This is a genomic window from Pantoea rwandensis (assembly GCF_002095475.1).
GTDB classification, from domain to species: Bacteria; Pseudomonadota; Gammaproteobacteria; order Enterobacterales; family Enterobacteriaceae; genus Pantoea; species Pantoea rwandensis.
In genome coordinates this window covers 12,403-36,275 of the sequence record NZ_MLFR01000009.1, presented here as the reverse complement: position 1 = coordinate 36,275, position 23,873 = coordinate 12,403, and the positions used below count along the sequence as shown (strand labels likewise).

Sequence of the window (23,873 nt, the reverse complement as noted above, 5' to 3'; positions counted from 1 at the left end):
TTGAAAAATGTATCGCTTCAGGGCTGCTGTTGATTAATTTCCACAGCCATTTGCTGATGACCATCCCAAGGGGTAACCGCGCTTAAACCAAACCAGTCCCCAGATTGAGGATTGGCACTACCATCGCGCGAGATACGCACCCGGACCTGCACCTGATGCTGCGCCGAAAGTAGGCGGTCTTGCATCATGGCGTTACTGTCATCAAGCGTGAGCGATAACGGGAAGTGGCTCAGCGGTAAACGCTTCACAGCCACAGGCACCGGTGAAGCACCGTCAGACACAGAAATATACATCACTCCGCCTTGCGGTAACATTTTTTCTGCCTGCGGAGCTAAACTCACCGTCAATGCCAGGTGACTATTTTGCTGTCCTGCATCCGTTTTCGCTTGTTCAATGCTGCGCTGAATCATAGTGATACGCTTATCGCCTGCGGGTAACACCTTCAGCATCACCTGCCACGTGCTTATCGCCTCATCATATTGCTGCTGTTGAAAAGCATTAAATGCCAACAGGCTCAGCGTGCGCACGTTGTTACGATCGTGGTTTAACAGATCTTTCAGCAAGACATTCGCCTGACGGTTATCCTGCGGATCGCTGGAGCGTGTCAGAACCTCCGCGTAATCTTGCTGCAGTTCCAGATTGTTTGGCGCCAGTTGCAGCGCACGCTGGAAAGCCTGACTCGCACTGGTGGCATTATTTAGTACCATGCCCAGACGGCCTAGCATCGTCCAGTCGTTGAGATTCTGAGGATCGTTCTGCAAAGAACTACGCAATCCCAACTGTAAACGGGCCAGCTCTTCCATTGTCAAAGGGGTTGCTTTTGGGTCCATTAAACGGGCGCGCAGTTCAGGGTATTCCTGTTGCACACTCACCCAACCTGCCAGTTGTCCCAATCCGCCGGTTTTCAGATAGAAACCTACCGACACCAGCAGTAGCACCACCACACCCGGCAATAAAACCCAGCGGCTGCTGTGATGAATGCGCGCAGCGTGCTCAGTAGGCACATCGGTCAGCAAGGTTTGCTGCAGTTCGCGTACCATCTCAGGGCGCTCTGCCACGACGCCCTCTTCTTCATCGCGCTCCAATTCACGCAGACGCTGCTGATAAAAATCGGTGTTCAGACGATCGCGATCGCCACTGCTGGCTTCACGCTGACGCCAGCCTGCGCTGACAAACAGCACTGACGCCGCCACCAGCAAGATAATCAGGGTAATCCAAAATCCAGTCATTACGGCTTCCCGTCACGCTTTAGAATCGCCGCAAGGCGTTGTTGTTCATCGTCATCGAGATCGCTACGCGATTTACCGCGGCGATTGCGCAGAATAATTATTAACCCGCCGAGCACCACAAACAGCGCTGGCCCTACCCACAGAATCAGCGTCGAGGGGGTGACCGGCGGTTCATAGGTCACGAAGTTGCCATAACGTGCCACCATGTAATGAATGATCTGCTGGCGACTCTGGCCTTGCTTCATCAGCTCATACACTTTCAGGCGCATATCGGCGGCTATCATTGCATTGGAATCGGCAATGCTGTTGTTTTGGCACTTAGGACAGCGCAGCGATCCGGTGAGATCGCGATATTGCTCTTCCTGCTGCACCGAATCGAATTGATAGGTATCGATGGCCGCCCACAGGCTGGTGCTGAGCATCAAGCCCACGAATAACAGAAGCAGCCGTTTCACGCGCCCGCTCCTTTGCTGTATTTATCCCACAGCGGTTTCACTTCTTCATTCCATACGCGGTCATTCATATCGCCCGCATGGCGATAACGGATAATGCCGTGACCATCGATAAGAAAGGTTTCCGGTGCGCCGTATACGCCAAGATCCAGGCCCAGCATCCCATCACCATCATACAAACTGAGCGCGTAAGGGTTGCCTAACGTATTCAGCCAGGTGACCGCTTTTGTGCGATCGTCTTTGTAATTCAGCCCCACCACACGCACACCTTTTTCGGCCAGCGTATTCAGGTATTGATGCTCGGCGCGGCAGGTTGGACACCAGGTGGCCCAAACATTTAGCAGAATCGGTTTACCGTCGGTAAGGACCTGCTGATCGTAGATTTTTCCCGGTTTATCGAGCGCTTCAAGCTTAAACACGGGTACGGGTTTGCCAATCAAGGCAGATTCCAACAGGGTCGGATCGTCACCGTTGGCGTTACGTGACAGCTGCCACATTAACGCTGCCGCTAAGAACAGGAACAACACTAGCGGGATAAACAGTATTTTCTTATTCATGCCAGCTCCTCCCGCTGCGCTTTTTTGCGCGAGCGGTAGCGCGGGTCGAACAGACAGAACAGGCCGCCCACCGCCATAAAGACCCCGCCGAACCATATCCAGCGAACAAACGGTTTATAGTAAATGCGCACGGCCCATGAACCATCATCCAGCTCTTCACCGAGCGCTGCGTAGAGATCTCGGGTGAATCCGCCACTGATCGCCGCTTCTGTCATCATGGTACGCGCCGCGGTGTAGAAGCGTTTTTCTGCATGCAGTACCGCTTCAGGTTTACCGTTGCGGGTGACGTCGATAATCGCTACACCGCCGCTGTAGTTGGGCCCTTGCAGGTTATGGACATCACGGAAAATGAAATGATAGTTGTGGATGTCAACGGTATCGCCCGACTTCATACGCACATCGCGCTCTACACTGTATTGTGTGCTAAAGGCGATGCCGACCACGGTCACGGCCACACCGAGATGCCCCAGCACCATGCCCCAGTGGCTGCGCGTCAGATGGCGCAGACCTTTAAAGAAACTATGACGATGCGTGGCGCGTTCGTGCAGTTCCATCAGCGTCAACAGAATCACCCAAATCGCCATCAGCAGACCGATGACCGTCATCGCCTCAATGCGATCCTGCAGCAGCCAAGGCAGCGCGATTGACAGGATCAAAGTGACCAGCAGGCCCACGCCAAGACGTTTCCACAATTTTTGTGGCTCATCACGACGCCAGCGCACCAGCGGTCCAATGCCCAGCATCAGGCAAAAGGTGCCATTAACCAAGTAAACATGGTGTTGAAGAACGGTTCACCGACTGAAATGCTACCCAGTCCAAGCTGCTTGTGAACCAGTGGCAACAACGTCCCGAGCAACACCACCAACATCGCAGCAATCAGCAGAACATTGTTGCCCAGCAGGAAGGATTCGCGCGACCAGATTTCGCTTTGTACTCGGCTGCGCACCTTGCCGCCTTTCAGGGCGTAGAGCAGCAACGAGCTACCAATCACAATCACCAGGAAGGCAAGGATGAACATGCCACGTGCCGGGTCGGAGGCAAATGAGTGCACAGAGACCAGCACGCCGGAACGCACCAGGAAGGTGCCCAACAGGCTGAGCGAGAAGGCCGTAATCGCCAGCAGTACCGTCCAGGATTTGAAACTGCCGCGTTTTTCCGTCACGGCCAGCGAGTGCATCAGCGCCGTACCGGCCAGCCATGGCATGAAGGACGCATTTTCGACCGGATCCCAGAACCACCAGCCACCCCAGCCAAGTTCGTAATAGGCCCAAGCCGAGCCGAGCACGATACCAATCGTCAGGAACACCCATGCAGCAGTGGTCCAGGGGCGTGACCAGCGGGCCCACGCGGTATCCAGACGTCCCGCCATCAATGACGCAATGGCAAAGGCGAACGCGACCGAGAAACCAACGTATCCCATATACAGCAAAGGTGGATGGAAAATCAGACCAATATCCTGCAGCATCGGATTCAGGTCGCTACCATCAATCGGGAAGTTGGGCAGAGTGCGAGTGAATGGATTTGAAGTCAGGACGATAAACAGCAAGAAGCCAAGGTTAATCATCCCCATTACAGCTAACACCCGTGCCAACGCATCTTGCGGCATACTGCGACTGAAAATCGCTACCGCCACTGTCCAGGTGCTGAGCAGCAGCACCCACAGCAGCAATGAACCCTCGTGTGCGCCCCAGGTTGCTGCAATACGGTAGTAAACCGGCAGCAGAGTGTTGGAGTTAGTGGCGACGTAGCCCACGGTGAAGTCGTTGACGATAAAGGCATGGACTAACACCAGGAAAGCGGCGGCGATACAGGCAAACATGCCCCACGCCAGCGGACGTGCCATTGCCATCAAACGTGCATCCTGACGGGCTGCGCCCCACAGCGGGTAGACACTTAACAGCAGCGACAATCCCAGCGCCAGACACAATAAAAAGCTACCAATTTCTGGAATCATGATTGTGCACCTGCCTGCTGATAAGCGGCTGCAGGTCCTTTATGGTTTTGCTTCATCGCATCTTCAATTTCTGGCGGCGTGTATTTTTCATCATGCTTGGCCAGCACTTCTTTGGCGTTCACCAGGTTACCGTCTTCCAGTACGCCTTGCGCGACAACGCCCTGCCCTTCACGGAACAGGTCCGGCAGGATGCCTTCATAACTCACGCTGATCACGCCATTGGCATCATACAATTTGAAAGATACTGCCAAGGTTTTCGGATCACGCTTCACGCTGCCCGGCATGACCATGCCGCCAACGCGCAAACGCTGCCCGGTTTCAGGCATCTGATGCGCCTCGCCTTTGCCGTAAAGAATTTCACTCGGGGTGTAAAACAGATCGATGTTGGAACGCAGTGCGTACATCACCAGCGTTGTGGCCAAGCCTAAGCCGACCAAAATCGCTACCACCACATACAGGCGGTTACGACGACGAATATTCACACAGATTCTCCTGCTGCTTCACTGGCAGCTTTTTTCGATTTCGCGTCGCGAATGCGGCGCTCCCTGGATTGGCGTTGGCGAATTTCGGCCAGCAAGCGGCGACGAAACAGCACGGTGTGCAGCACCAGACCGATCAATGGAATCAACGTGAGGATAACGGCGAGCCAGACATAGAAGGCATAGCCGCCCATAGCGAAGAAATCGCTCCACGACGAGAAGGCTGGCGTCATGCTTTGCGCCCTCCCTGAGCCACATCAATTGCCCAAGGGCGATGACGTTCAGTGAACAAGATCAGGTTTCGCAGACGCATCAGCGTCAGCGCAACGAACACCAGCAGATAGCCGAGGATGGCCCAACGCAGCGGGGTACGCATACTTGGCGCGATCGCCTGCTGCAGAATGCCGGAAGACCCCTGATGCAGCGTGTTCCACCACTGAACCGAGAAGTGAATAATTGGCAGGTTAACCACGCCGACGAGAATCAAGATACCGGCGGCACGCCCTGCCGTACGGCGATCGTCGAAGGAGTGATAGAGCGCAATCACGCCCATATAAAGAAAGAGCAGCACCAGCTCAGAGGTCAACCGGGCATCCCAGATCCACCAGGTACCCCACATCGGTTTACCCCATGCGGAACCGGTGATCAGGGCGATAAAGGTAAACACCGCCCCCACTGGAGCCATCGCTGCTGATACCAAATCCGCTGTCTTCATCTGCCAGACCAGGCCAATGAACGCCGCAATCGCCATCGAGGCATAGACGCCCATTGACCACATCGCCGCAGGCACGTGAATGTACATAATTCGGAAGCTGTCGCCTTGCTGATAATCAGCCGGTGCGAAGCCGAAACCCCACACCCAACCGAGTAGCAGCGTCGCCACGCCAAGCACCGCGAACCACGGAATCAAGCGACCGCATAGTTGGTAAAGCCGCTCAGGCTTTCCCCACTGGTGTAACCATTTCCACATTTGCATAGCTCACATTTAAAGAATTAAAAATCCTGCTGCTCTGGGGCCGCAAGGATTAGTGCAGACTAATACGCAGAGCCGCAGCAGTTGCAAACGGCGAAAGTGTTGCGCTCACTGCCAGCATCGCGCCAAGAATTGCCAGATAACCTCCGATCGGCAACCCTTGGCCGGCGGCATCAATCGCCGCGCTAGCAAAAATTAAAACCGGTATCGACAAGGGCAATACCAGTAAACTCAGTAATACGCCGCCACGCCGCAGCCCGACCGTCAGACCTGTGCCAATTGCACCTAAGAAACTCAGGGTTGGCGTACCCAGCAATAACGTCAGCGCCATGGCACGCCAGCCGGAAAAATCCAGTGATAGCAGCAGTGCCGCTAGCGGCGATAACAAAATCAGCGGTAGACCGGTAATCAGCCAGTGAGCAATCACTTTTCCCAATACCGTCACAGGAAGTGGCGTGGGCAGCAAAAGTAATTGCTCGAGTGAACCATCCAGAAAATCGTCACGGAACAGACGTTCCAGCGCCAGCAGCGACGCTAATAAGGCGGCGACCCATGCCACGCCTGGCGCAATGCGCGCCAGCTGCTGCGGATCCGGACCGATACCTAACGGAAACAGCGTGATAACAATCAGGAAGAACCACAGCGGATTGATCACCTCTGCGCCGCTGCGGAAAGCGATCTTTAATTCGCGCTGAATCACCCGACCTAACATCAAGCCCACTCCGAAGTCAGACGAATTTTACGCACACGTTCAGCGTCACCAGGCAAATCCTGATGCGTCGTCAAAATGACTGCGCCACCGTTATCGGCATGTTCTGCGAAGCGGGCCATTAATTTCTCCACGCCGCCTTTATCGATAGCCGTGAGGGGTTCATCCAGAATCCATACTTTTGCCGGGCTAAGCCACAGGCGTGCCAGCGCAACACGACGTTGCTGTCCGGCTGACAATTGCGCGACAGGCACTTCTTCATACCCCAACAAATTGACCTGCTCCAGAGCATCAAAAATCGCCTCTTCATCATGGTTTCCATGCCAGAAATGCAGGTTTTCCAAGGGAGAGAGTACCGACTTAACGCCGGGATGATGGCCAAGATAAAGCAGGTTTTGATGCCACATCTCACGCTGTTGATGAATCGGCTGCGATTGCCACATTACCTCACCTTCCTCTGCCCGGCTTAACCCGGCCAGCAGACGCAGTAGTGAGGTTTTTCCTGCCCCGTTAGGACCTTCAATTTGCACAATGTCACCCGGTTGTACATGGAAGCTCAGCCCATGAAACAGGGTTCGCTCATCGCGAACGCATGAGAGATTAATGACTTTGAGCATGAAAGAGGGAATCGCAGCTGTGAAATAAGGCGGCGATAATACCACAATGAATCTGTGGGCCGAAGTCTGTGAGTTAGCTCTCACTTCCCTAAAAGGGGGGATTCGTGCGCATCATCTCAGATATCTGCTCAAAAAATCGCCTCAGTTAAAATCTTGTTACTCTTAATTTGAATCTAAGTAACATTTCGCCCTTGATAAAACCGTCTACGCTTATTACGCATTGGCATTATCACTCGGGGAAAACATGAAGCCATCACAATCCATTTCAGAACATGACAACGATGTTGAGAGTGAGGAAAAAGAGCAAGGGAAAGAGATTGAGGTGGATGAAGAAGCCCTGCCATCGCGGGCTGCTGCTATCCATGAAGAGATCCGGCAGGACGGAGAGAAAGAGCTAGAACGCGACGGCATGGCATTGCTTTGGTCTGCCGTAGCCGCTGGGCTTTCCATGAGTGCCTCGCTGATGGCTAAAGGGATTTTCCACGTGCATTTGGCTGAAGTGCCGGGCGGTTTTTTACTCGAGAATCTAGGGTACACCTTTGGGTTTGTCATCGTGATCATGGCGCGCCAACAGTTGTTTACTGAAAACACGGTCACGGCAGTACTGCCCGTGATGCACAAGCCCACAGGTGGGAATGTTTTATTGCTGATGCGTCTTTGGGGAGTCGTACTGGCGGGTAATCTGATTGGTACTGCACTCGGCGCGCTGGCATTTAATCATATGCCGATCTTTGACGATGCCACACGCCAAGCCTTTACCTCGATCAGCGAAAAAGTGATGGCCAATCCACCGCACGAGATGTTCGCCAACGCGGTCATTTCTGGCTGGATTATTGCCACCATGGTGTGGATGTTTCCCTATGCAGGCGCGGCGAAAATTGTGGTCATCGTGATGATGACGTGGCTGGTCGCGCTGGGCGATTTGGCGCATATCGTGGTGGGATCGGTTGAGGTGTTATATCTGGTATTTGCCGGCACGCTTCCTTGGTATGAGTTCTTCTGGCCCTTTGCTCTGCCGACTTTGCTGGGCAATATTACCGGCGGCACGCTCATTTTTGCCTTGATCAGCCATGCGCAAATACGTAATGACATGAGCGAAGCGGCGAAGGCCAAAGCGAAGGCAGAGCAGAAGCGCAAAGAGAAAGCGCAGAAGAAACAACAGTGATTTACGGCACGACATTGCTGATAGATTGAGCAAACAGGATTTACACGGTTAAATTTTGCTGGTTGGTACGCTATACTGCGCGCCGCGTCTCCTTAGTTAAATGGATATAACGAGCCCCTCCTAAGGGCTAGTTGCAGGTTCGATTCCTGCAGGGGACACCATATAGCCTTCCTTCATCCTCCCTTCGTTCGTAAAATTCTCTTAGTTTCAGTTATGCGCATAATAATCCTCTCGTAACATCGTTAACGGTCAGATAATCGTCCAAGTCATTGATTCTCGCCGTCCCGGGTTACTCCGCCCACACTCAAACAAATTGAATAATCAAAATCGCTCGCAAGGATGTTCGATAACTGGCGAAGAGATTAGCTAAGCCCGGACAGTTCCGGGGCTTCAAGAGAAATAGAAATGCGCTATCAACTTGTAGACTGCGCTGCCAATAGCGATTAAGGCTGGAACACCCAGTAAAATAGCGAGCTTGGCTTCAGAGATCCTCTTGTCGACGGTATCTGTTGAGGGCTTTTTAGCGAGCGACTCTTTGATGCAGTCCAGTTTCGCAAGCATGGTAACCATGTTTCTATCAATGGATTTTACATCGGCCTTTAACTCATCGACATCACGTTTGATGTATTTGACATCAGATTCAATTTTTACAACGCGTGCTTCAAGCATGTTTCCTCCCTCTCCATCACCATACTTAGGACAATGGGACACGCCATCCTCAGAAAAAAATCTCCCCCTATTTAACAGGGTGTCACACCGCACCTTCAAAACAGCCATTACCTCTCCATATAAGCTGAAACCGTAATTAATACAATGATAACAATACCTTAATGAACAACATTGTACATGAGGCGAAAAAGAAATCAGCATATTAAAAGCATAGATGATGAAATGTGGGACGATTCTCGCAGGTGGAATCTGGCTGTTTCAGTCAATTACAGCGAAATTAAACCTGATGCGCGCTTTGACGCCACACCGAAGGTGTAACGCCGTGGAGTTGGCGAAAACGGTTACTGAAGTGGCTTGAGGAGTGGAAGCCGCAACGTAGTGCGATCTCCGTTAAAGGCAAGGTGCTGAACTTCAACAGCTGCAATGCGGTATCCATGCGGCGGCGCATCACATATTGATGCGGTGCTTCACCCACACTACAACGGAACATGCGTGCAAAGTGATATTCACTCAAGGCGGCTTCGGCAGCTAATTGCGCCAGCGTTAGGGGTTGGTCCAGTTGAGCATCGATACAAGCCAGCACGCGACGCAGCACCGCTGGAGCTAAGCCGCCACGCACTTGCGGAGCCTGCCACTGGACTTCGCTATAACGCTGAAGCAGATGCGTCATCAATAGCGTTGAGGCGCTGCTCAGCATCAGTTGGTTGGCCGGTTGCTGCCAGTCAACACTTAACAAGAAATGCCGATAGAGCTGCGTAATGCGGTCATCCTCGGAAAAGATCTTCTCGTGCAGATTGAGTTGCGCGGGGCTGCGATCCCAAATTTGTTCACTCAGATGGCGCAAGTGTTCTTCGGTGCAGTAAAGATGCACGAATGACAAATCTGAACGCAGATCCCAGGTCGATTCCACGCCCGAAGGCATCAGACAGAAACGATCCGGTCCCCCACCGTTGCGCCACCCGTGTGGGGTTTTATGCCAGGTATCATAGCCGTCCGCCGTATAGAGACTCAGCGTATGGTGATTACTGAGATTAGTGACGCGATCGCCACTGTTAAACCAAGCCGCCAGCTTAATGCCGCTCGTCAACTGCACGCTATCGCGCAGTTGCGCTTTATGGCGCTGCAACATGTGGAAGGTCTGGTAATCGGGCATGGAAACTATTCACTCGCGGTTCAATTGCTTTCAGTGTACGTATCTCGCGGGACAGAAGACAGATCAGCGCAGGACATCTTGGGAAAAATGCGCAAGATTTTGCAATTCACACGCAAAGGCATGCAAGCGGCAGTCCAGCAGGTCGGACACACTACGGGGCATGATTGTGCTGGAGAGCCTGTAATGAACATAGTGTTATACCTCGCGGTGGTGTTAATTTGGGGCACCACATGGATTGCCATTTTTTTGCAACAAGAAGCAGGCAGCACACCGGTGCTGGTCGCGGTATTCTGGCGTTTCTTGCTGGCATCGGTGTTGATGCTGGTGATACTCAAAGTTATAAAACGCCTGCGCCCGTTAGATAAGCAAGATCACTTATTCTGCCTGCTTCAAGGCTGTTGTGTATTTGGCTTTAATTTTGTCTGCTTCTACCATGCAGCGGCATGGATCAGTAGTGGATTGGAGTCCGTCATTTTCTCCATGGCAGTGCTGTATAACGCGCTGAATAGCTGGATATTCTTTCGTCAACGACCATCATTTCGCTTGTTGCCAGCGGCTATTCTGGGGCTTGGCGGCATCGTTGCCCTGTTCTGGAATGATATTCAGGCGGCGCATCCGGCTCCACAGTTATTGTGGGGTATCGGTCTCAGCGCGCTAGGTACACTGGGCTTTTCACTGGGCAATATGATCTCTACGCGTCATCAACGTCGCCAGCGTGATGTGCTCACCACCAACAGCTATGCCATGCTGTATGGCGCGATCATGATGGCGATGCTGGCACTGCTAAACGGCGATTCACTGGCCCCAGCCCTCAATTTGCAGTGGATGGGTGCAATGAGTTATCTGGCCATCTTTGGTTCGGTGCTGGGCTTTGGTGCCTATTTCACCTTAGTCGGTCGTATCGGCGCCAGCCAGGCTGCGTATAGCACACTGCTTTTCCCGCTGGTCGCCCTGACACTGTCTACCTTTTATGAAGGTTACCAATGGCATAGCAATGCGATTATCGGGCTGGTGATGATTCTGGCAGGGAATATGGTGATGTTTGTGCGTTGGCCGACTGCGCGGAAGTTACGCTTGGCTTAGAAATGCGAGAGCGGGCATTGCGCCCGCTCTTTTTTCCTCTATCGCCAGCCCTGAACACCGATATTGAGCTGGTGAGGTTGATTGATGGCTTTTCTGGCAATCCAATAAAGCAGGACGCGTTCATCATCTCTGTCGCGATCGGCCATAGCCAGTAATTTCAGCGACAGCGTGGATTTATTCACAGGCTGATGCTCATCGCTTAACTCGATCACCGCCTGACCGATGATGCAGCAAACTTCATCCTCATTGGATGCGGATTCATATGCTCGGTCTTTCATATTTCCTCCCGTTGAGTGAGTTTTAATCCTGGCAAAAATCTGCAATCTTGCAGAGAAATGGCCCTGGATATCATACTTAGTTACACATGTTTACGCATGGCAACCGCTACGCTTAAAATGACATCTGTCACTGCGCTGATATCCCATCACGCAATGCTATTCATACCCGTTTCGCTGCATTTCATTCCATCGTCCCGGCTATTCACGCCCTCTCCCACCCTGCACGCGCGTGAGGCACATATGATTGCTGCAGATTCCGCATTCCCTGAGGGGAGAGATAAAAATGAAAACAGCAACCACTGCGCAGTATCAGCGTACCCGCATGCTTACGCTTATCGGCACCATTATCACCCAATTTGCACTGGGTTCGGTTTACACCTGGAGCCTGTTTAATGGCCAGCTGGCGCACAAACTTGATGCGCCGATCAGTCAGGTCGCTTTCTCTTTTGGCTTGCTCAGCTTAGGGTTGGCGATTGCCTCCTCATTGGCAGGTAAGTTGCAGGAACGTTTTGGCGTCCGTAACGTCACAATGGGTGCGGGCGTGTTAATGGCTGTCGGCTTCTGGCTTACCGCTCACGCCGATAATCTGATGATGCTTTACCTCAGCGCTGGGATTTTGGTCGGCCTGGCAGACGGTGCGGGTTATCTGATGACGCTGTCAAACTGCGTGAAATGGTTCCCGGAGCGCAAGGGGCTGATATCAGCCTGTTCATTGGTGCGTACGGTTTGGGCAGCCTCGGCTTTAAGTTTATCTGTGGGGCACTGCTGACGAATTATGGTCTGGAAAACACCTTTATGATCTGGGGGCGTTCTGGCGATGACGATGATCATCGTGGGTGCGCTGATGATGCGAGACGCGCCAGTACAGCAAGCCGGTGGCGACTTGCAGGCACAGGCGAAAGATTACACCCTGGCGCAGTCGGTGCGTTTGCCACAGTATTGGATGTTGGCGCTGATGTTCCTTACCGCCTGTATGAGTGGTTTGTATGTGATTGGAGTGGCAAAGGATATCGGCGAAGGCATGGTGCATCTGTCAACGCAAACCGCCGCGAACGCCGTTACCATCATTGCGATTGCAAACCTCAGTGGTCGTCTGATTCTGGGCGTGCTGTCAGATAAGATGGCGCGCATTCGCGTGATTTCACTGGCACAGGTCGTCTCGCTGGTCGGGATGAGCATTTTGTTGTTCACCCGGATGAATGAAACCTCCTTCTTCCTGTCGCTGGCCTGCGTCGCCTTCAGCTTCGGCGGCACGATCACCGTGTTCCCTTCACTGGTGAGTGACTTCTTTGGGCTCAACAATCTCACTAAAAATTATGGCCTGATTTACCTGGGTTTCGGCATTGGCAGCGTCATGGGTTCGTTGGTGGCTTCAGTATTCGGCGGGTTTACCGTCACCTTCAGTCTGATAATGACGTTGCTGGTGATTTCTCTGGTGCTGTCACTCAGCATTCGTCTGCCAAATCGTCAAAACGTCAGCGAGCCTTTGCTGCATAATTAAGTCTGTTGGATGCCGTGGGAAAAGCGGCATCCACTTTCTCCACGGTTTCTGCATAAATAGACTCTTATTGAGAATGACTGTTATTTAACATTGCATTTCAGATTATTCGCGGTATTATCAACAGGCATTCAGCTTTATCCGATTGGTTTATTTTCCCTCCTGAATTTTTTAGCCTTTAATTGACATATCTGGTAATAGATCCAGAAATAACTCTACATTCACTGCATCTTCACTCCACTTTTCCACAGTAATCTGAGTTCATTGGAAAAGAGGAGGACTCTCCATGAATAAGTTAATTAAGGTTGCTTCGGTTGTTGCCATCATGACCATGTTGAGTGGCTGTATTGTTCATGATGGATATGGACGCGGCCCCGGCTGGGGCCACGGTGGCGGCTGGCATCACGACCGCGGCTACCACGGACGTCACTGGTAATTGGGCAAAGCACACACAGCAAATAATAAGAAATAAAAAGGGCGGGAAATTATCCCGCCCTATTTTTTTAGCTTTTCACTGCATAATTACATTGGTACCAGGCTTTCTTTAATCCTGGCAAATGGCTGTCCTGGGCCGGGAGCGATTCCACTTTATCAAATCCACGCTGATTACAATAACTCGCCAAATCAATTTCCATCGCATCTTTATTCAACTTCTGCGGATCATAGCGATACTGCACGGTATTTGAGCTGGTATCTTCATCAACACGTTCAAATCCGCCGGGTTTGCTGACGCCACAACCGGCCAGCATAAAAAGCGCTATTGCGCTAATAAGCATTTTCTTCATTAGGGTGTCCTCATTAGATGCTGCAGTCTAAAAGGCAGCATCATGCGCATCTATAGGAAACAGGCGCGAAATACGCAAACATGCAAAGTTTTTACCAATCAAATTGATAAAACCAAACGGTTTTTCTTATCTAAGTGGTAATGAGATGATTCATTCAGACGAAACGATGTCTGCACCACACCAGGTGATACCCAGAAGAAAAAAACTGATAGTGACCTTTGTGCCCGCGCTGAGCGGGCTTTTTTTTGCCGGCTAGCCGGTTAAGCTGACCATCTTACGTAAAAGATTGGCCGCTTGTTTGGCAGGCAATGCGAGAATACCGCTGTAGAGGTCAATAGACATGGCGCACATCGCACTGCGATCCACGGCGGTATCCGCTGGCATGTTGAGTTGCTGCAGCTTGTCCCCCCATTTGCCGTAGAGCTTTTCGACAATACTTTGCAAATCGCGCTGTGCCAGAGCCTGATCGATCGGCACATCGTTGCCGGTGCTTTGTTGTAACAACTGATCAAGCGCCTGCGCATCGCGCTGGTAAAGTTCAGGCGACAGCACCTGTTGCAAGTTAATGCCGCCATTAACCTGAGGATAGAGGAAGCGGAAACAGCGCTGGGGTTCAGGCTGCTTCAATGCCTGCATTTCCTCAACGGAAACACGCAGATAATTCACCAGCGTCTCATCATCGGCACGCGCCATACGTTGGTTGACTAAATCCATCAACCAACCCCGCATTTCCCCCAAGGCCTGGTCAGCGGGCACACCTTCCATGCGCTTGTGGAGCAATTCACGATTGAGGAGTTGCCACAGGGCCGGCTCTTGAATTTTCAACAGGCGGTAACCCGGTGCGAGACTCAACTGGGTCGTGACTTCCTGCGCCAGCGCTTGTCGCTCCTGGCGAGGGTGCAGCCAGCTGAACCACAGAAAGTTGGCCAACACTAACGGCAACAGAAAGAGAATAACGCCCTGCCATAAGCGCAATGACGTAGTCCGGACCAGCACAATAATGATGATCGCCAGCAGCACAAAGGCCGCTAGCGTAATAGGGAAAAGCGAGAGCATGGAGCGTTATTAATCCTTGCGAACGTCAATCAATACAGGGCAGTTGGCGCGCTCAATCACTGCTGCGCTGACCGAGCCTTTCAGCAGCCGATTAAAAGGCGACAGGTGGCGGCGCCCCATGATTATCATGCTGGCTTTGAGCACATTAGACTGCGCCACGATGGTTTCCGCAGCTTCACCGGCGAGAATCAAACCTCTCGCCGTGACGCCAGCACGTAAAATGGGCGCCAGCGCATGGCGCACTACCATTTCAGCCGTATTTTGCTCATCTTTAGCGGCCACGAAATCGTCAGGATCTTCTCCCGCATCAATTTCGATCGGTTGATTGCAGGATGAATAGGCCGGGTCGACACAGCACAATACCGTCACCTGTGCCTGTTGTGCTAATGCTTGTTCAATCGTTAATGCGATCACTTTTTCTGCCACCGGAGAGTTATCAATGGCCATCAGCAGGGTTTTCATCAGTTGGTTATCCTTCCACAGCGGTCATTTTGCCAATTTCGCGAATCAGCGCCTCTTTGCACTTCAAGATTTCCTCACGATAGTGCGCTTCCTGTTTATGGAAACGCGCGGTCGGCACCAACAGCGAAATAGAGAATCGACCAAACAAGGTGTCGATCGCCACCGCCATGGTGGAAATACCTTCCAGGGTTTCACCGCGATCAATAGCCAGACCGCTGACGCGCACTTCAGCAATCAGCTCTAGCAGCTGCGGCAGCGTTTTCACCGTCATTTCGGTCAGCTCTTTATAAGCTTCACCCACCATCACTCGCACATCATCATCACTTTCCAGCGCCAACAGTGCGCGGCCGCCCGACGTACTGTAAAGCGGTAGATTCAACCCAATGCGCGGCACAACGCGTAATTCACGCGACGCCACCACGTAATGCACAATCGCTAATTGTGTCCCACTGGCGCGCGCCAGAGAGACCGTCTCATTGATATCTACAGAGAGTTGTTCAAGGAAAGGACGCACGATCTCAACCACATCACTGTGCACGCTTGAGATCAACTTCAGCAGTGCCGGGCCGAGCCGTAAACCGCCTGCGCCAGTGCTGCGCACCAGTTGAGCGCTGTCCAGCGCGGCGATAATGCGCTGCACGGTTGAACGAGGCAAATCCACCACTTGGGCAATTTCACCCAAACTCATACCACCCGGATGTTCACCCAGTGCATTCAGAATTTTTGCCGCACGCGCGATGACTTGGATGCCACCCGCTTTTTCATCCTCACGGCTTGAGGGAAGTTCAACCATTGTGCGTTCCTTTTTGGCCTGCCCTACTTTAGCGCGAATGACAGCACTTTTGCACCCTGTATCACATTGCAATACATCATACCGAGATGTAAGATGCGACATGTATCACATCGCAATACACTGCATCAATATTAAAACGAGAAGCCTGCTATGAACGCCCAGCCAGTTGCGGCTCCGGCACCCCATCCGTTTACTCTGCGCCTCGCGCTGGGGTTGGTTGGCGTGCTGATTGCTGCGCTCACCTCCGGATTAAATGACCGCGTAACCGATATCGCGCTAGCGGATATTCGTGCCGCCATCGGCATCAGCTACGATCAGGGCAGTTGGATCATTTCCGCCTATCAAGCCGCGGAAGTGGCCGCCATGATGATCGCGCCTTGGTTTGCCGTGACCTTTTCTCTGCGCCGCTTTGCCCTCGCGGTTTCGGCCGGTTTTATGCTGAGCGGCCTGTTGCTGCCGCTGTTACCCAATGCGCCACTGTTTATTGCGCTGCGGGTGATTCAGGGCCTGTTCGGTGGCGCTTTACCGCCGCTGCTGATGACGGTCGCCCTGCGTTTTCTACCACCGCCGATCAAACTATATGGCTTAGGTGCCTACGCGCTGACCGCCACTTTTGGTCCCAATCTTGCCGCGACACTGGCCGCATTCTGGACCGATGAAGTCAGTTGGATGTTTGTATTTTGGCAAGTTATCCCCGCCATGCTGATCGCTATGCTGCTGATTGGCTGGGGCCTGCCACAAGATCCCCTGCGCTTCGAACGCTTTAAGCAAATTGACCTGTTTGGCATGTTGACCGGTTGCTCTGGTATGGCGCTGATGATTCTGGCGCTGACGCAAGGTGAACGCCTTGACTGGCTCAGCTCACCGCTGTTTGCCGCGCTATTATTCAGTGCTCTCGCATTGCTGACTGTGTTCTTTATTAATGAATGGTTTCACCCGTTGCCGCTGTTCAAATTACAGATGCTGCGTCGGCATAATTTGACACACGGTTTACTGGCACTGGCGGGCGTATTGATTCTGGCCCTGTCCGGCTCGGCGCTGCCGTCCGCGTACCTCGGTCAGGTTGAGGGATTCCGCACGTTGCAATTTGCGCCGCTGGCCTTGACCATCGGCTTGCCGCAATTATTGATCGCCCCGCTGGTCGCTGCGCTGCTGAATCTTCGCTGGATAGATTGCCGCTGGATGTTGACCGCAGGCGTGATGCTACTGGTCATCTCGTGCTTGATGGGGATGCAGATCACCACTGATTGGGCACGGCAAAACTTCTGGCTGATCCAGATTTTGCAGGCGTTTGGTCAGCCGATGGTGATTTTGCCGGTGTTGATGAGTGCCACCAGCGTGGTGGCGCCCCCCGAAGGCCCCTTCGCCTCAGCGATGTTTAACACGGTTCGCGGATTTTCCAGTATTGCCGCCAGCACCTTGGTGGGGTGGTTTATCAGCCACCGCGAACAGTTCCACTCCAATATTCTGGTGGGGAGTGCCGCCAGCCGCCCATGGCTGATGACCGCCCCCAGCAGCGCACAATCCAGCAGCAGTTTCCCTTTATTGCCTGACGGCAGTGCCAGCAGCGCGGAAAATCTCAGCGGTTTCGCCACCTTACTGAAACATCAGGCGATGGTGCTGAGCTTGAGTGATTGCTATCAGATGCTGATCGCTTTCGCCGCCCTACTGCTTTTGCTGACGGCCTGGCTGCCGAAACGTGTTTGGCCGCCACAAACCCTGATTCAACCTGTTACGACGACATCGAGATAATTGATATGCAAGCTTTTGCTCTTAAAAGAACGGTGCTGCTGAGCGCCCTATTAATCGTGTTGCTGGCAATGGCCTTTTTTGTTTGGTCATCAATGACCGGCAATGACCATCGCACGGATGATGCCTATGTCAACGCGGACTATACTTTGGTCGCCCCGAAAGTCTCCGGCTATGTGGCCAGTGTCAATGTGCAAGATAACCAGCGTGTAAAAGCCGGCGAACTGCTGGCCACGCTGGATGACCGCGATTACCGTGTCGCGCTGGAAACCGCACTGGCGAATCTGCAAGTGAGTGATGCCAAACGGTTGAGCAGTGTGGCCCAATTGGAACAGCAGCAATCCACCATTGATGAAGCGAAGGCGACCCTCGCGGCCAGCCAGGCTTCGGCACAATACGCAGGTCAGAGCGCGGCGCGTTACAACCAACTGTATAAAAGTGGCACCATTGCCGCCGATGAACAGCAGAAAGCGAGTTCAACCCAGCGCTCAGCCTCTGCGGCAGTGCGTCAGAGTGAAGCGGCAGTGGCGGCAGCGATGAAGCAGGTAGGTGTGTTGCAGGCGGCAGTGCGTCAGGCAGAAGCCGATGTGACCGCAGCACAAGCCAGTGTGGATCAGGCCAAACTGAACCTGTCTTATACGCGCATTGTTGCGCCCGTGGATGGCATGGTCGGACAACGTTCGGTGCGCCTGGGTGCCTATGTCAGCGCGGGTACACGTTTACTGGCGGTAGTGCCATTGCAGCAGACCTATATCACGGCCAATTATCTTGAGACACAACTGGCGGATGTTCAGCCAGGGCAGAAAGCGGTGGTAAGAGTGGATGCGTTGCCCGGCAAGACCTTTACCGGTCGTGTTGATAGCATTGCACCAGCCACTGGAGCGACTTTTTCAGCCATTTCTCCGGACAATGCCACCGGGAATTACACCAAAGTGGTCCAGCGTCTACCGGTGAAAATCGTGCTGGATGCCAATCAGCCAGACGTCGCCCAACTCCGCGTAGGTATGTCCGCGATACCGGAAATTGAAGCGCGCTGAAAATGTGAGCAATCTCTCAGAAGTGGCCTATTTATTTTCGGATCGATTGCGCGTAAATTAGCGCTCGATCCTGTTCTGAGTTCGCTTGGAACCACCTGAGAAGAAAGCGTGCAGCGGTTATGAACTTCACCTTTCTCTTATTCTGTTCGGGTTACGCTGGACTGGGATCACCAGCATGGTAACCGCTCAGAGGAGTTGTTTTGTGAGATACGCTTTCATGGGAGTTTCTTTCTTCCTGTTGATCTGGGTTGGCACCTTCGTGCTGATGCTCAAATAATCATGCCAGGCGGGGCGACCCACGTCGCCCTTCTTAGTTTTACTCTTCTTCTTCCTGCGCTTTTACCGTTCCCGGCAAAATACCATCCGCACGGAACATGGCTTTAATACCACGCACCGCTTGGCGGATACGATCGCCGTTTTCAATCAGGGCAAATCGCACGTGGGTGTCACCGTAATCACCAAAGCCAATGCCCGGTGAGACGCAGACTTTGGCTTCTTGCAGCAGCAGCTTAGCAAACTCCAATGAACCGAGATGCGCGTAGTGATCGGGAATTTTTGCCCAGACGTACATTGACGCTTTAGGCAGATCGACCATCCATCCTGCTTCATGCAAACCTTTCACCAACACATCGCGGCGGCGTTTGTACTGCTCTGCAATATCGCGCACGCATTGTTGGTCGCCTTCCAGTGCCGCAATCGCCGCGACCTGCAGCGGTGTGAAGGTGCCGTAATCGTGATAACTTTTGATGCGTGCCAGTGCAGCCACCAGCTCTTTGTTACCCACCATAAAGCCGATACGCCAACCCGCCATGTTGTAGCTTTTCGACAGGGTGAAGAATTCTACGGCCACGTCGCGCGCGCCTGGCACCTGCATAATCGACGGCGCTTTCCAGCCATCGTAGGTGATGTCGGCGTAAGCGAGATCGTGGATTACCAGCACGTTGTACTGTTTAGCCAGCGCAATCACGCGCTCAAAAAAGTCCAGTTCAACACACTGTGAAGTTGGGTTCGAAGGGAAGCCGAGGATCATCATCTTCGGTTTCGGATAGCTTTCGCGGATGGCGCGTTCCAACTCATTGAAGAAATCCACGCCCGCCACCAGCGGTACCGAACGCACCTGAGCACCGGCAATCACCGCACCGTAGATGTGAATCGGATAGCTTGGGTTTGGCACCAGTACGGTGTCACCGTGATCCAGCGTGGCCAGCATCAAGTGCGCCAAACCTTCTTTGGAACCGATAGTGACAATGGCTTCCGATTCCGGGTCGATATCCACCTGATAGCGATCTGCGTACCAGCGTGAGATAGCGCGACGCAGACGAGGAATGCCTTTAGAGGTTGAATAGCCGTGCGTGTCTTCGCGCTGTGCCACCTGGCAGAGTTTTTCCACGATGTGTGGCGGCGTTGGGCCATCCGGGTTCCCCATCGAAAAATCGATGATGTCTTCGCCGCGCCGACGCGCAGCCATCTTCAATTCAGCGGTAATGTTAAATACATAAGGGGGAAGGCGTTCAATACGCGAGAAACGACGGGGTGTGCTGTTATCAGCCATGATGTCCTCTGGTTTACGTAGGCGCCCGGACCGTCCGAGCGACGCTGGTCACTGCGGTGACCGAAGAAGAACATAACGCGCTGATAACAGAGTTGTCGAGAGCAACAGAAAATTTTTTTAATTTTGCGGATTCAGGCGGCCAAACACCCAATCGTTCACCCATTGGTCGTTTAGCAGATAATTATCCCGTAGCGTACCCTCTAACGTGAAACCATTCTTTTCCAGAATGCTTCGGGACGGCCAATTCCCCTCGATGACCAGCGCTTTGAGCTTATGAAATTCTGCTTGTAGCAAGAAGTCGCACAGTGCCCTGAGCGCTTCACTGCCGTAGCCGTTTCCGGTGTAGCGATGGCAAAGCATGTAACCGACTTCTGCCTGACGATAAGGTTGCCACTCGGCGCTGCAACCAAACAGGCCAATGGGTTCATTGGTTTCACGCAGACGTGCTACCAGGCAGAGCATATGAAAACTGGTGACCTGCCACGGGGCGAGACGCTCGGTAAAGCGTTGGCGAATGTCGTTTTCGTCAGGAATTTCACTCACCCAGGTCATGGTGCCGGGATCTTCGTGTACCGCTTTAAAGATTTGCCAGTCTTCGGCTTGTAAGCGTGTCAGGGTTAACCGAGGGGTGAGAAGTTGCATTAATGCGCTCCGCGAATTTACTTAGGGCAACATAGCAAACCGGGCCATAGACAACCAGCGCTCAGCACACGGATTTATTAATCCTCTTTTTGTTAGTCAAGCTTTCCTCTTTTTCGTGCGTTAGGGGGTTGGGAGTTGGATTGATTGTCGCTGTGGGTTGGGTGCCAGGGCCAGAACGGGCCAGCCCGATCGCAAAGGTAAAACGCATCCATGCAGATCGGCCGCGCCATCCTTGGCGCGGACGCTTTGCTCTTCGGGCAGGCCCGTTCTGGCCTTGAGCTGCATGCGTTGCTGTTTTAAAAAACGCACGGAGCACGTCCTGGAGATTGACAGACCATCGGGGCGCTTTGATTGTTGGAATGGCCCGTACTGACTTGTAATTGAATTCATTGCTGTTTTAAATTCGTGCGGTGTGTGATGGAGAAATTGGCAGGAAAATTGATCTAAACCATGAGAAACGTTTTGCGGGTGTCGCGGCGCTGGTAGATCTTGATCACATTTTTTATCATAGTCCCATCCTAGCTCTGCCTGAGAGATGCCCTTGCCCTCCCACTTCGACATGCTGCTGGCGGTTTTTGACCGCGCTGCGCTGATGCTGATTTGCCTGTTCTTTCTCACCCGCACCCGGGTGTTTCGTCAGCTGTTGCAAAAAGATGAGCATTCGATAAAAGAAAAGGTGGTGGTGACGGCAATTTTCTCGCTGTTTGCCCTGTTCAGCACCTGGTCTGGCATCAACGTTGATGGCTCGCTGTTGAATGTCCGAGTGATTGCTGTGATGTCCGGCGGCATTCTGTTTGGTCCCTGGGTGGGGATTGCCACTGGCGTGATTGCCGGGGTCCACCGTTATCTGATCGATATGGATGGCGTCACCGCTGTGCCTTGTTTGATCACTAGCATCATCGCCGGGGTCGCGTCTGGCGTCATTAACCGCCGCGTCAGCAAAGAGCAGCGTTGGCGTGCCGGTATTTTGGGCGGCATGCTGTGCGAAACCTTGACCATGGTGCTGATTGTACTGTGGGCAAAGCCGATGGCGCTGGGCTTTTCCATTGTTTCCGAGATTGCCCTGCCTATGATCCTTGGCGCTTCCAGTATCGGCTTGATTGTACTGCTGGTGCAGAGCGTGGAGGGCGAAAAAGAAGCGATTGCCGCACGCCAGGCCAAGCTGGCACTGGAAATAGCCAATAAAACCCTGCCGCTATTTCGCCAGGTAAATAGCCAGTCACTGCGCCAGGTATGCGCGATTATTCGTAGCGATATTCATGCCGATGCCGTGGCCATCACCAATACCAAGCAGATTCTGGCGTACGTTGGTTACGGTGAGCACAACTACCAGAATGGCGATGACGGCATCAGTCCTACCACTGCGCAGTCCATCGCCAGCGGCAAAATCATCATTAAGAATAACGATGAAGCGCATCGCACCAAAGATATTCACTCGATGCTGGTTATTCCCCTTTGGGAAAAAGGGGAAGTAACGGGCACGCTAAAAATCTATTATCGTCGCGCGCATCGCATTACCGGATCGCTAAAAGAGATGGCGATTGGTTTGTCGCAAATTATCTCCACACAACTGGAGGTGTCACGCGCGGAGCAATTACGTGAAATGGCGAACAAAGCTGAATTGCGCGCGTTGCAAAGCAAAATTAACCCGCACTTCCTGTTTAACGCACTGAATGCCATCTCCTCTTCCATTCGTCTCAATCCGGATACGGCACGCCAGCTGGTGATTAATCTTTCGCGCTATCTACGCTATAACCTCGAACTCAACGACGATGAACTCATCGACATCAAAAAAGAGCTGTGGCAGGTGAAGGATTACATCGCGATTGAACAAGCTCGTTTTGGCGACAAGCTGTCGATGATTTATGACATTGATGAAGATCTGCACTTCACTTTGCCAAGTTTGCTGATTCAGCCTCTGGTGGAAAATGCCATTGTGCACGGGATTCAGCCCTGCCGTGGCAAAGGGGTGGTGACATTGAGTGTGAAAGACCTTGGTGACTGTGTACGCGTCGCAGTGCGCGACACGGGCGCGGGCATCAGCGAAGAGGTGATTGGACGTGTAGCGCGTGATGAGATGCCGGGCAATAAAATCGGGCTGCTTAACGTGCATCATCGGGTGAAACTGCTTTCCGGTCAGGGGCTGAGTATCACTCGTCATCATCCGGGGACGGAAATCGCCTTCACCCTCAACAAGAATGGTCAGCGTCTGGCTGCACCGCTCAGCCATATCACGGAACCCACCACGTGAAAGCCATCATCGTCGAAGACGAATTTCTCGCTCAGCAAGAATTGAGCTGGATGATCCAACAGCATAGCCAGATCAGCATTGAAGCCTGCTTTGATGATGGGCTAGAGGTACTGAAGTATCTGCAAAATCATCGCGTTGACGTCATTTTCCTCGACATCAACATTCCCTCACTGGATGGCATGCTGCTGGCGCAGAACATCAATCAGTTTGCGCACAAGCCATTGATTGTGTTTATCACTGCGTGGAAAGAACACGCGGTTGATGCCTTTGAACTGGATGCGTTTGACTACATCCTCAAGCCCTACCATGAGTCGCGCATTATCACCATGTTGAATAAACTGGAAGCCAGCGCGCAGCAGCAACTGGCTCAACCGCAAACGCAACAAAACGCCCCGCAAACGGTGAATTTGGTGAAAGATGAGCGCATTATCGTGACGGATATCAACGATATCTATTACGTTGAGGCGCACGAAAAACTGACGTTTGTTTATACGCGGCGCGAAGCTTATGTCATGTCCGTGGCCATTACGGAATTTTGCAACCGCCTGCCCGAGCAGCTGTTCTTCCGCTGCCATCGTTCCTATTGCGTCAACCTCAGCAAAATTCGTGAGATCGAGCCGTGGTTTAACAATACCTATCTGGTGAAATTGCGCGATTTGGATGTGCAGGTGCCGGTGAGCCGCAGTAAGGTGAAGGCGTTTCGCCAGTTGATGAGGTTGTAAAGCGAGCA

27 protein-coding genes, 1 tRNA gene and 1 pseudogene are annotated in these 23,873 nt (G+C 52.7%); 11 read left to right on the top strand and 18 right to left on the bottom strand.

Features of this window, described 5'->3' with window-relative positions:
• Positions 1-17: 17 nt before the first annotated feature.
• The 9 genes and pseudogenes from ccmI to ccmA form a co-directional block, all read right to left on the bottom strand.
• Positions 18-1,229 carry a c-type cytochrome biogenesis protein CcmI gene (gene ccmI, locus HA51_RS11010; protein ID WP_084934556.1) on the bottom strand — a complete coding sequence of 404 codons (1,212 nt, stop codon included), beginning with the start codon at positions 1,227-1,229 and terminating at the stop codon, positions 18-20.
• Complete coding sequence (locus tag HA51_RS11005) at positions 1,229-1,684, bottom strand: cytochrome c-type biogenesis protein (protein ID WP_084934555.1); 456 nt, start codon at positions 1,682-1,684, stop codon at positions 1,229-1,231. Before HA51_RS11005 ends, ccmI begins: the two co-directional genes overlap by 1 nt.
• Positions 1,681-2,238 (bottom strand): DsbE family thiol:disulfide interchange protein, encoded by a 558-nt coding sequence (locus tag HA51_RS11000; RefSeq protein WP_084934554.1) that lies wholly within the window; start codon positions 2,236-2,238, stop codon positions 1,681-1,683. Before HA51_RS11000 ends, HA51_RS11005 begins: the two co-directional genes overlap by 4 nt.
• A pseudogene (locus HA51_RS10995) lies at positions 2,235-4,192 on the bottom strand (heme lyase CcmF/NrfE family subunit). Before HA51_RS10995 ends, HA51_RS11000 begins: the two are co-directional and overlap by 4 nt.
• Positions 4,189-4,674, bottom strand: a complete 486-nt coding sequence (gene ccmE / locus HA51_RS10990; protein ID WP_084934553.1) for a cytochrome c maturation protein CcmE — start codon at positions 4,672-4,674, stop codon at positions 4,189-4,191. Before ccmE ends, HA51_RS10995 begins: the two are co-directional and overlap by 4 nt.
• Complete coding sequence (gene ccmD / locus HA51_RS10985) at positions 4,671-4,904, bottom strand: heme exporter protein CcmD (RefSeq protein ID WP_084934552.1); 234 nt, start codon at positions 4,902-4,904, stop codon at positions 4,671-4,673. The genes ccmE and ccmD overlap by 4 nt, the downstream gene beginning before the upstream one ends.
• A complete protein-coding gene (locus HA51_RS10980) occupies positions 4,901-5,641 on the bottom strand; it encodes a heme ABC transporter permease (protein ID WP_084934551.1) in 741 nt (246 codons plus the stop codon). The genes ccmD and HA51_RS10980 overlap by 4 nt, the downstream gene beginning before the upstream one ends.
• A gap of 55 nt (positions 5,642-5,696) precedes the next feature.
• Positions 5,697-6,356 (bottom strand): heme exporter protein CcmB, encoded by a 660-nt coding sequence (gene ccmB, locus HA51_RS10975; protein WP_084934550.1) that lies wholly within the window; start codon positions 6,354-6,356, stop codon positions 5,697-5,699.
• Positions 6,356-6,970, bottom strand: coding sequence for a cytochrome c biogenesis heme-transporting ATPase CcmA (gene ccmA / locus HA51_RS10970; protein ID WP_084934644.1), 615 nt, complete (start codon positions 6,968-6,970; stop codon positions 6,356-6,358). The genes ccmB and ccmA overlap by 1 nt, the downstream gene beginning before the upstream one ends.
• A gap of 244 nt (positions 6,971-7,214) precedes the next feature.
• Between ccmA and HA51_RS10965 the strand changes: the two genes are divergently transcribed.
• Positions 7,215-8,135 (top strand): formate/nitrite transporter family protein, encoded by a 921-nt coding sequence (locus HA51_RS10965; protein WP_084934549.1) that lies wholly within the window; start codon positions 7,215-7,217, stop codon positions 8,133-8,135.
• An 86-nt stretch (positions 8,136-8,221) separates the two neighbouring features.
• Positions 8,222-8,296: transfer RNA gene (locus tag HA51_RS10960), tRNA-Arg, on the top strand.
• Positions 8,297-8,525: 229 nt separating this feature from the next.
• Here HA51_RS10960 and HA51_RS10955 read toward each other — a convergent pair.
• Positions 8,526-8,912 (bottom strand): hypothetical protein, encoded by a 387-nt coding sequence (locus HA51_RS10955; RefSeq protein ID WP_245840201.1) that lies wholly within the window; start codon positions 8,910-8,912, stop codon positions 8,526-8,528.
• A 169-nt stretch (positions 8,913-9,081) separates the two neighbouring features.
• The gene (locus HA51_RS10950; RefSeq protein WP_084934548.1) at positions 9,082-9,957 is read right to left on the bottom strand and encodes an AraC family transcriptional regulator; all 876 of its coding nucleotides are present in this window, start codon (positions 9,955-9,957) and stop codon (positions 9,082-9,084) included.
• Positions 9,958-10,140: 183 nt separating this feature from the next.
• Between HA51_RS10950 and HA51_RS10945 the strand changes: the two genes are divergently transcribed.
• Positions 10,141-11,040 carry a DMT family transporter gene (locus HA51_RS10945; RefSeq protein ID WP_084934547.1) on the top strand — a complete coding sequence of 300 codons (900 nt, stop codon included), beginning with the start codon at positions 10,141-10,143 and terminating at the stop codon, positions 11,038-11,040.
• A 38-nt stretch (positions 11,041-11,078) separates the two neighbouring features.
• On the opposite strand, the gene HA51_RS10940 is transcribed toward HA51_RS10945, so the two are convergent.
• Positions 11,079-11,318, bottom strand: coding sequence for a hypothetical protein (locus tag HA51_RS10940; protein ID WP_084934546.1), 240 nt, complete (start codon positions 11,316-11,318; stop codon positions 11,079-11,081).
• Positions 11,319-11,601: 283 nt separating this feature from the next.
• On the opposite strand from HA51_RS10940, the gene HA51_RS27835 reads away from it, so the two are divergent.
• The 3 genes from HA51_RS27835 to HA51_RS27200 all read left to right on the top strand — a co-directional run bounded on the left by HA51_RS27835 (position 11,602) and on the right by HA51_RS27200 (position 13,252).
• Positions 11,602-12,087: an MFS transporter gene (locus tag HA51_RS27835; protein WP_483874366.1), complete on the top strand. Its 486-nt coding sequence runs from the start codon at positions 11,602-11,604 to the stop codon at positions 12,085-12,087.
• Between the two features lie 48 nt (positions 12,088-12,135).
• Positions 12,136-12,819 (top strand): MFS transporter, encoded by a 684-nt coding sequence (locus tag HA51_RS27830; protein WP_483874365.1) that lies wholly within the window; start codon positions 12,136-12,138, stop codon positions 12,817-12,819.
• 283 nt (positions 12,820-13,102) lie between these two features.
• Positions 13,103-13,252: a hypothetical protein gene (locus HA51_RS27200; RefSeq protein ID WP_167140186.1), complete on the top strand. Its 150-nt coding sequence runs from the start codon at positions 13,103-13,105 to the stop codon at positions 13,250-13,252.
• 67 nt (positions 13,253-13,319) lie between these two features.
• On the opposite strand, the gene HA51_RS10930 is transcribed toward HA51_RS27200, so the two are convergent.
• The 4 genes from HA51_RS10930 to HA51_RS10915 form a co-directional block, all read right to left on the bottom strand.
• Entirely contained in the window at positions 13,320-13,601 is a 282-nt protein-coding gene (locus HA51_RS10930; protein ID WP_084934545.1) for a putative periplasmic lipoprotein, read from the bottom strand.
• A 252-nt stretch (positions 13,602-13,853) separates the two neighbouring features.
• Positions 13,854-14,657 carry a hypothetical protein gene (locus HA51_RS10925; RefSeq protein WP_084934544.1) on the bottom strand — a complete coding sequence of 268 codons (804 nt, stop codon included), beginning with the start codon at positions 14,655-14,657 and terminating at the stop codon, positions 13,854-13,856.
• A 9-nt stretch (positions 14,658-14,666) separates the two neighbouring features.
• Positions 14,667-15,119 (bottom strand): universal stress protein, encoded by a 453-nt coding sequence (locus HA51_RS10920; protein ID WP_084934543.1) that lies wholly within the window; start codon positions 15,117-15,119, stop codon positions 14,667-14,669.
• A 7-nt stretch (positions 15,120-15,126) separates the two neighbouring features.
• Positions 15,127-15,912 carry an IclR family transcriptional regulator gene (locus HA51_RS10915; protein WP_084934542.1) on the bottom strand — a complete coding sequence of 262 codons (786 nt, stop codon included), beginning with the start codon at positions 15,910-15,912 and terminating at the stop codon, positions 15,127-15,129.
• Between the two features lie 150 nt (positions 15,913-16,062).
• On the opposite strand from HA51_RS10915, the gene HA51_RS10910 reads away from it, so the two are divergent.
• The 3 genes from HA51_RS10910 (at position 16,063) to ypdK (ending at position 18,975) form a co-directional block, all read left to right on the top strand.
• Complete coding sequence (locus HA51_RS10910; protein WP_084934541.1) at positions 16,063-17,664, top strand: MFS transporter; 1,602 nt, start codon at positions 16,063-16,065, stop codon at positions 17,662-17,664.
• 5 nt (positions 17,665-17,669) lie between these two features.
• The gene (locus HA51_RS10905) at positions 17,670-18,698 is read left to right on the top strand and encodes an HlyD family secretion protein (RefSeq protein WP_084934540.1); all 1,029 of its coding nucleotides are present in this window, start codon (positions 17,670-17,672) and stop codon (positions 18,696-18,698) included.
• Between the two features lie 202 nt (positions 18,699-18,900).
• Positions 18,901-18,975 (top strand): membrane protein YpdK, encoded by a 75-nt coding sequence (gene ypdK, locus HA51_RS27805; protein WP_139810671.1) that lies wholly within the window; start codon positions 18,901-18,903, stop codon positions 18,973-18,975.
• A 39-nt stretch (positions 18,976-19,014) separates the two neighbouring features.
• Here the strand turns inward: ypdK and alaC are convergent, their stop codons facing one another.
• Together alaC and HA51_RS10895 are read right to left on the bottom strand one after the other, a co-directional pair.
• Positions 19,015-20,250, bottom strand: coding sequence for an alanine transaminase (gene alaC, locus HA51_RS10900; protein ID WP_084934539.1), 1,236 nt, complete (start codon positions 20,248-20,250; stop codon positions 19,015-19,017).
• A 117-nt stretch (positions 20,251-20,367) separates the two neighbouring features.
• A complete protein-coding gene (locus HA51_RS10895) occupies positions 20,368-20,892 on the bottom strand; it encodes a GNAT family N-acetyltransferase (protein ID WP_084934538.1) in 525 nt (174 codons plus the stop codon).
• Between the two features lie 559 nt (positions 20,893-21,451).
• Here HA51_RS10895 and HA51_RS10890 point away from each other — a divergent pair.
• Positions 21,452-23,143 (top strand): sensor histidine kinase, encoded by a 1,692-nt coding sequence (locus HA51_RS10890; RefSeq protein ID WP_084934537.1) that lies wholly within the window; start codon positions 21,452-21,454, stop codon positions 23,141-23,143.
• A complete protein-coding gene (locus tag HA51_RS10885) occupies positions 23,140-23,865 on the top strand; it encodes a LytR/AlgR family response regulator transcription factor (RefSeq protein WP_084934536.1) in 726 nt (241 codons plus the stop codon). Before HA51_RS10890 ends, HA51_RS10885 begins: the two co-directional genes overlap by 4 nt.
• The last annotated feature ends 8 nt before the right edge of the window (positions 23,866-23,873 follow it).

What these genes read in the sequence shown, in the direction of transcription:
- ccmI (WP_084934556.1), bottom strand. Translation starts at nt 1,229, where the DNA reads ATGACTGGATTTTGGATTACCCTGATTATCTTGCTGGTGGCGGCGTCA.
- HA51_RS11000 (WP_084934554.1), bottom strand. Translation starts at nt 2,238, where the DNA reads ATGAATAAGAAAATACTGTTTATCCCGCTAGTGTTGTTCCTGTTCTTA.
- ccmD (WP_084934552.1), bottom strand. Translation starts at nt 4,904, where the DNA reads ATGACGCCAGCCTTCTCGTCGTGGAGCGATTTCTTCGCTATGGGCGGC.
- HA51_RS10980 (WP_084934551.1), bottom strand. Translation starts at nt 5,641, where the DNA reads ATGTGGAAATGGTTACACCAGTGGGGAAAGCCTGAGCGGCTTTACCAA.
- ccmB (WP_084934550.1), bottom strand. Translation starts at nt 6,356, where the DNA reads ATGTTAGGTCGGGTGATTCAGCGCGAATTAAAGATCGCTTTCCGCAGC.
- ccmA (WP_084934644.1), bottom strand. Translation starts at nt 6,970, where the DNA reads ATGCTCAAAGTCATTAATCTCTCATGCGTTCGCGATGAGCGAACCCTG.
- HA51_RS10965 (WP_084934549.1), top strand. Translation starts at nt 7,215, where the DNA reads ATGAAGCCATCACAATCCATTTCAGAACATGACAACGATGTTGAGAGT.
- HA51_RS10955 (WP_245840201.1), bottom strand. Translation starts at nt 8,912, where the DNA reads ATGGCTGTTTTGAAGGTGCGGTGTGACACCCTGTTAAATAGGGGGAGA.
- HA51_RS10950 (WP_084934548.1), bottom strand. Translation starts at nt 9,957, where the DNA reads ATGCCCGATTACCAGACCTTCCACATGTTGCAGCGCCATAAAGCGCAA.
- HA51_RS10945 (WP_084934547.1), top strand. Translation starts at nt 10,141, where the DNA reads ATGAACATAGTGTTATACCTCGCGGTGGTGTTAATTTGGGGCACCACA.
- HA51_RS10940 (WP_084934546.1), bottom strand. Translation starts at nt 11,318, where the DNA reads ATGAAAGACCGAGCATATGAATCCGCATCCAATGAGGATGAAGTTTGC.
- HA51_RS27835 (WP_483874366.1), top strand. Translation starts at nt 11,602, where the DNA reads ATGAAAACAGCAACCACTGCGCAGTATCAGCGTACCCGCATGCTTACG.
- HA51_RS27830 (WP_483874365.1), top strand. Translation starts at nt 12,136, where the DNA reads ATGACGATGATCATCGTGGGTGCGCTGATGATGCGAGACGCGCCAGTA.
- HA51_RS27200 (WP_167140186.1), top strand. Translation starts at nt 13,103, where the DNA reads ATGAATAAGTTAATTAAGGTTGCTTCGGTTGTTGCCATCATGACCATG.
- HA51_RS10930 (WP_084934545.1), bottom strand. Translation starts at nt 13,601, where the DNA reads ATGAAGAAAATGCTTATTAGCGCAATAGCGCTTTTTATGCTGGCCGGT.
- HA51_RS10925 (WP_084934544.1), bottom strand. Translation starts at nt 14,657, where the DNA reads ATGCTCTCGCTTTTCCCTATTACGCTAGCGGCCTTTGTGCTGCTGGCG.
- HA51_RS10920 (WP_084934543.1), bottom strand. Translation starts at nt 15,119, where the DNA reads ATGAAAACCCTGCTGATGGCCATTGATAACTCTCCGGTGGCAGAAAAA.
- HA51_RS10915 (WP_084934542.1), bottom strand. Translation starts at nt 15,912, where the DNA reads ATGGTTGAACTTCCCTCAAGCCGTGAGGATGAAAAAGCGGGTGGCATC.
- HA51_RS10910 (WP_084934541.1), top strand. Translation starts at nt 16,063, where the DNA reads ATGAACGCCCAGCCAGTTGCGGCTCCGGCACCCCATCCGTTTACTCTG.
- HA51_RS10905 (WP_084934540.1), top strand. Translation starts at nt 17,670, where the DNA reads ATGCAAGCTTTTGCTCTTAAAAGAACGGTGCTGCTGAGCGCCCTATTA.
- alaC (WP_084934539.1), bottom strand. Translation starts at nt 20,250, where the DNA reads ATGGCTGATAACAGCACACCCCGTCGTTTCTCGCGTATTGAACGCCTT.
- HA51_RS10895 (WP_084934538.1), bottom strand. Translation starts at nt 20,892, where the DNA reads ATGCAACTTCTCACCCCTCGGTTAACCCTGACACGCTTACAAGCCGAA.
- HA51_RS10890 (WP_084934537.1), top strand. Translation starts at nt 21,452, where the DNA reads ATGCTGCTGGCGGTTTTTGACCGCGCTGCGCTGATGCTGATTTGCCTG.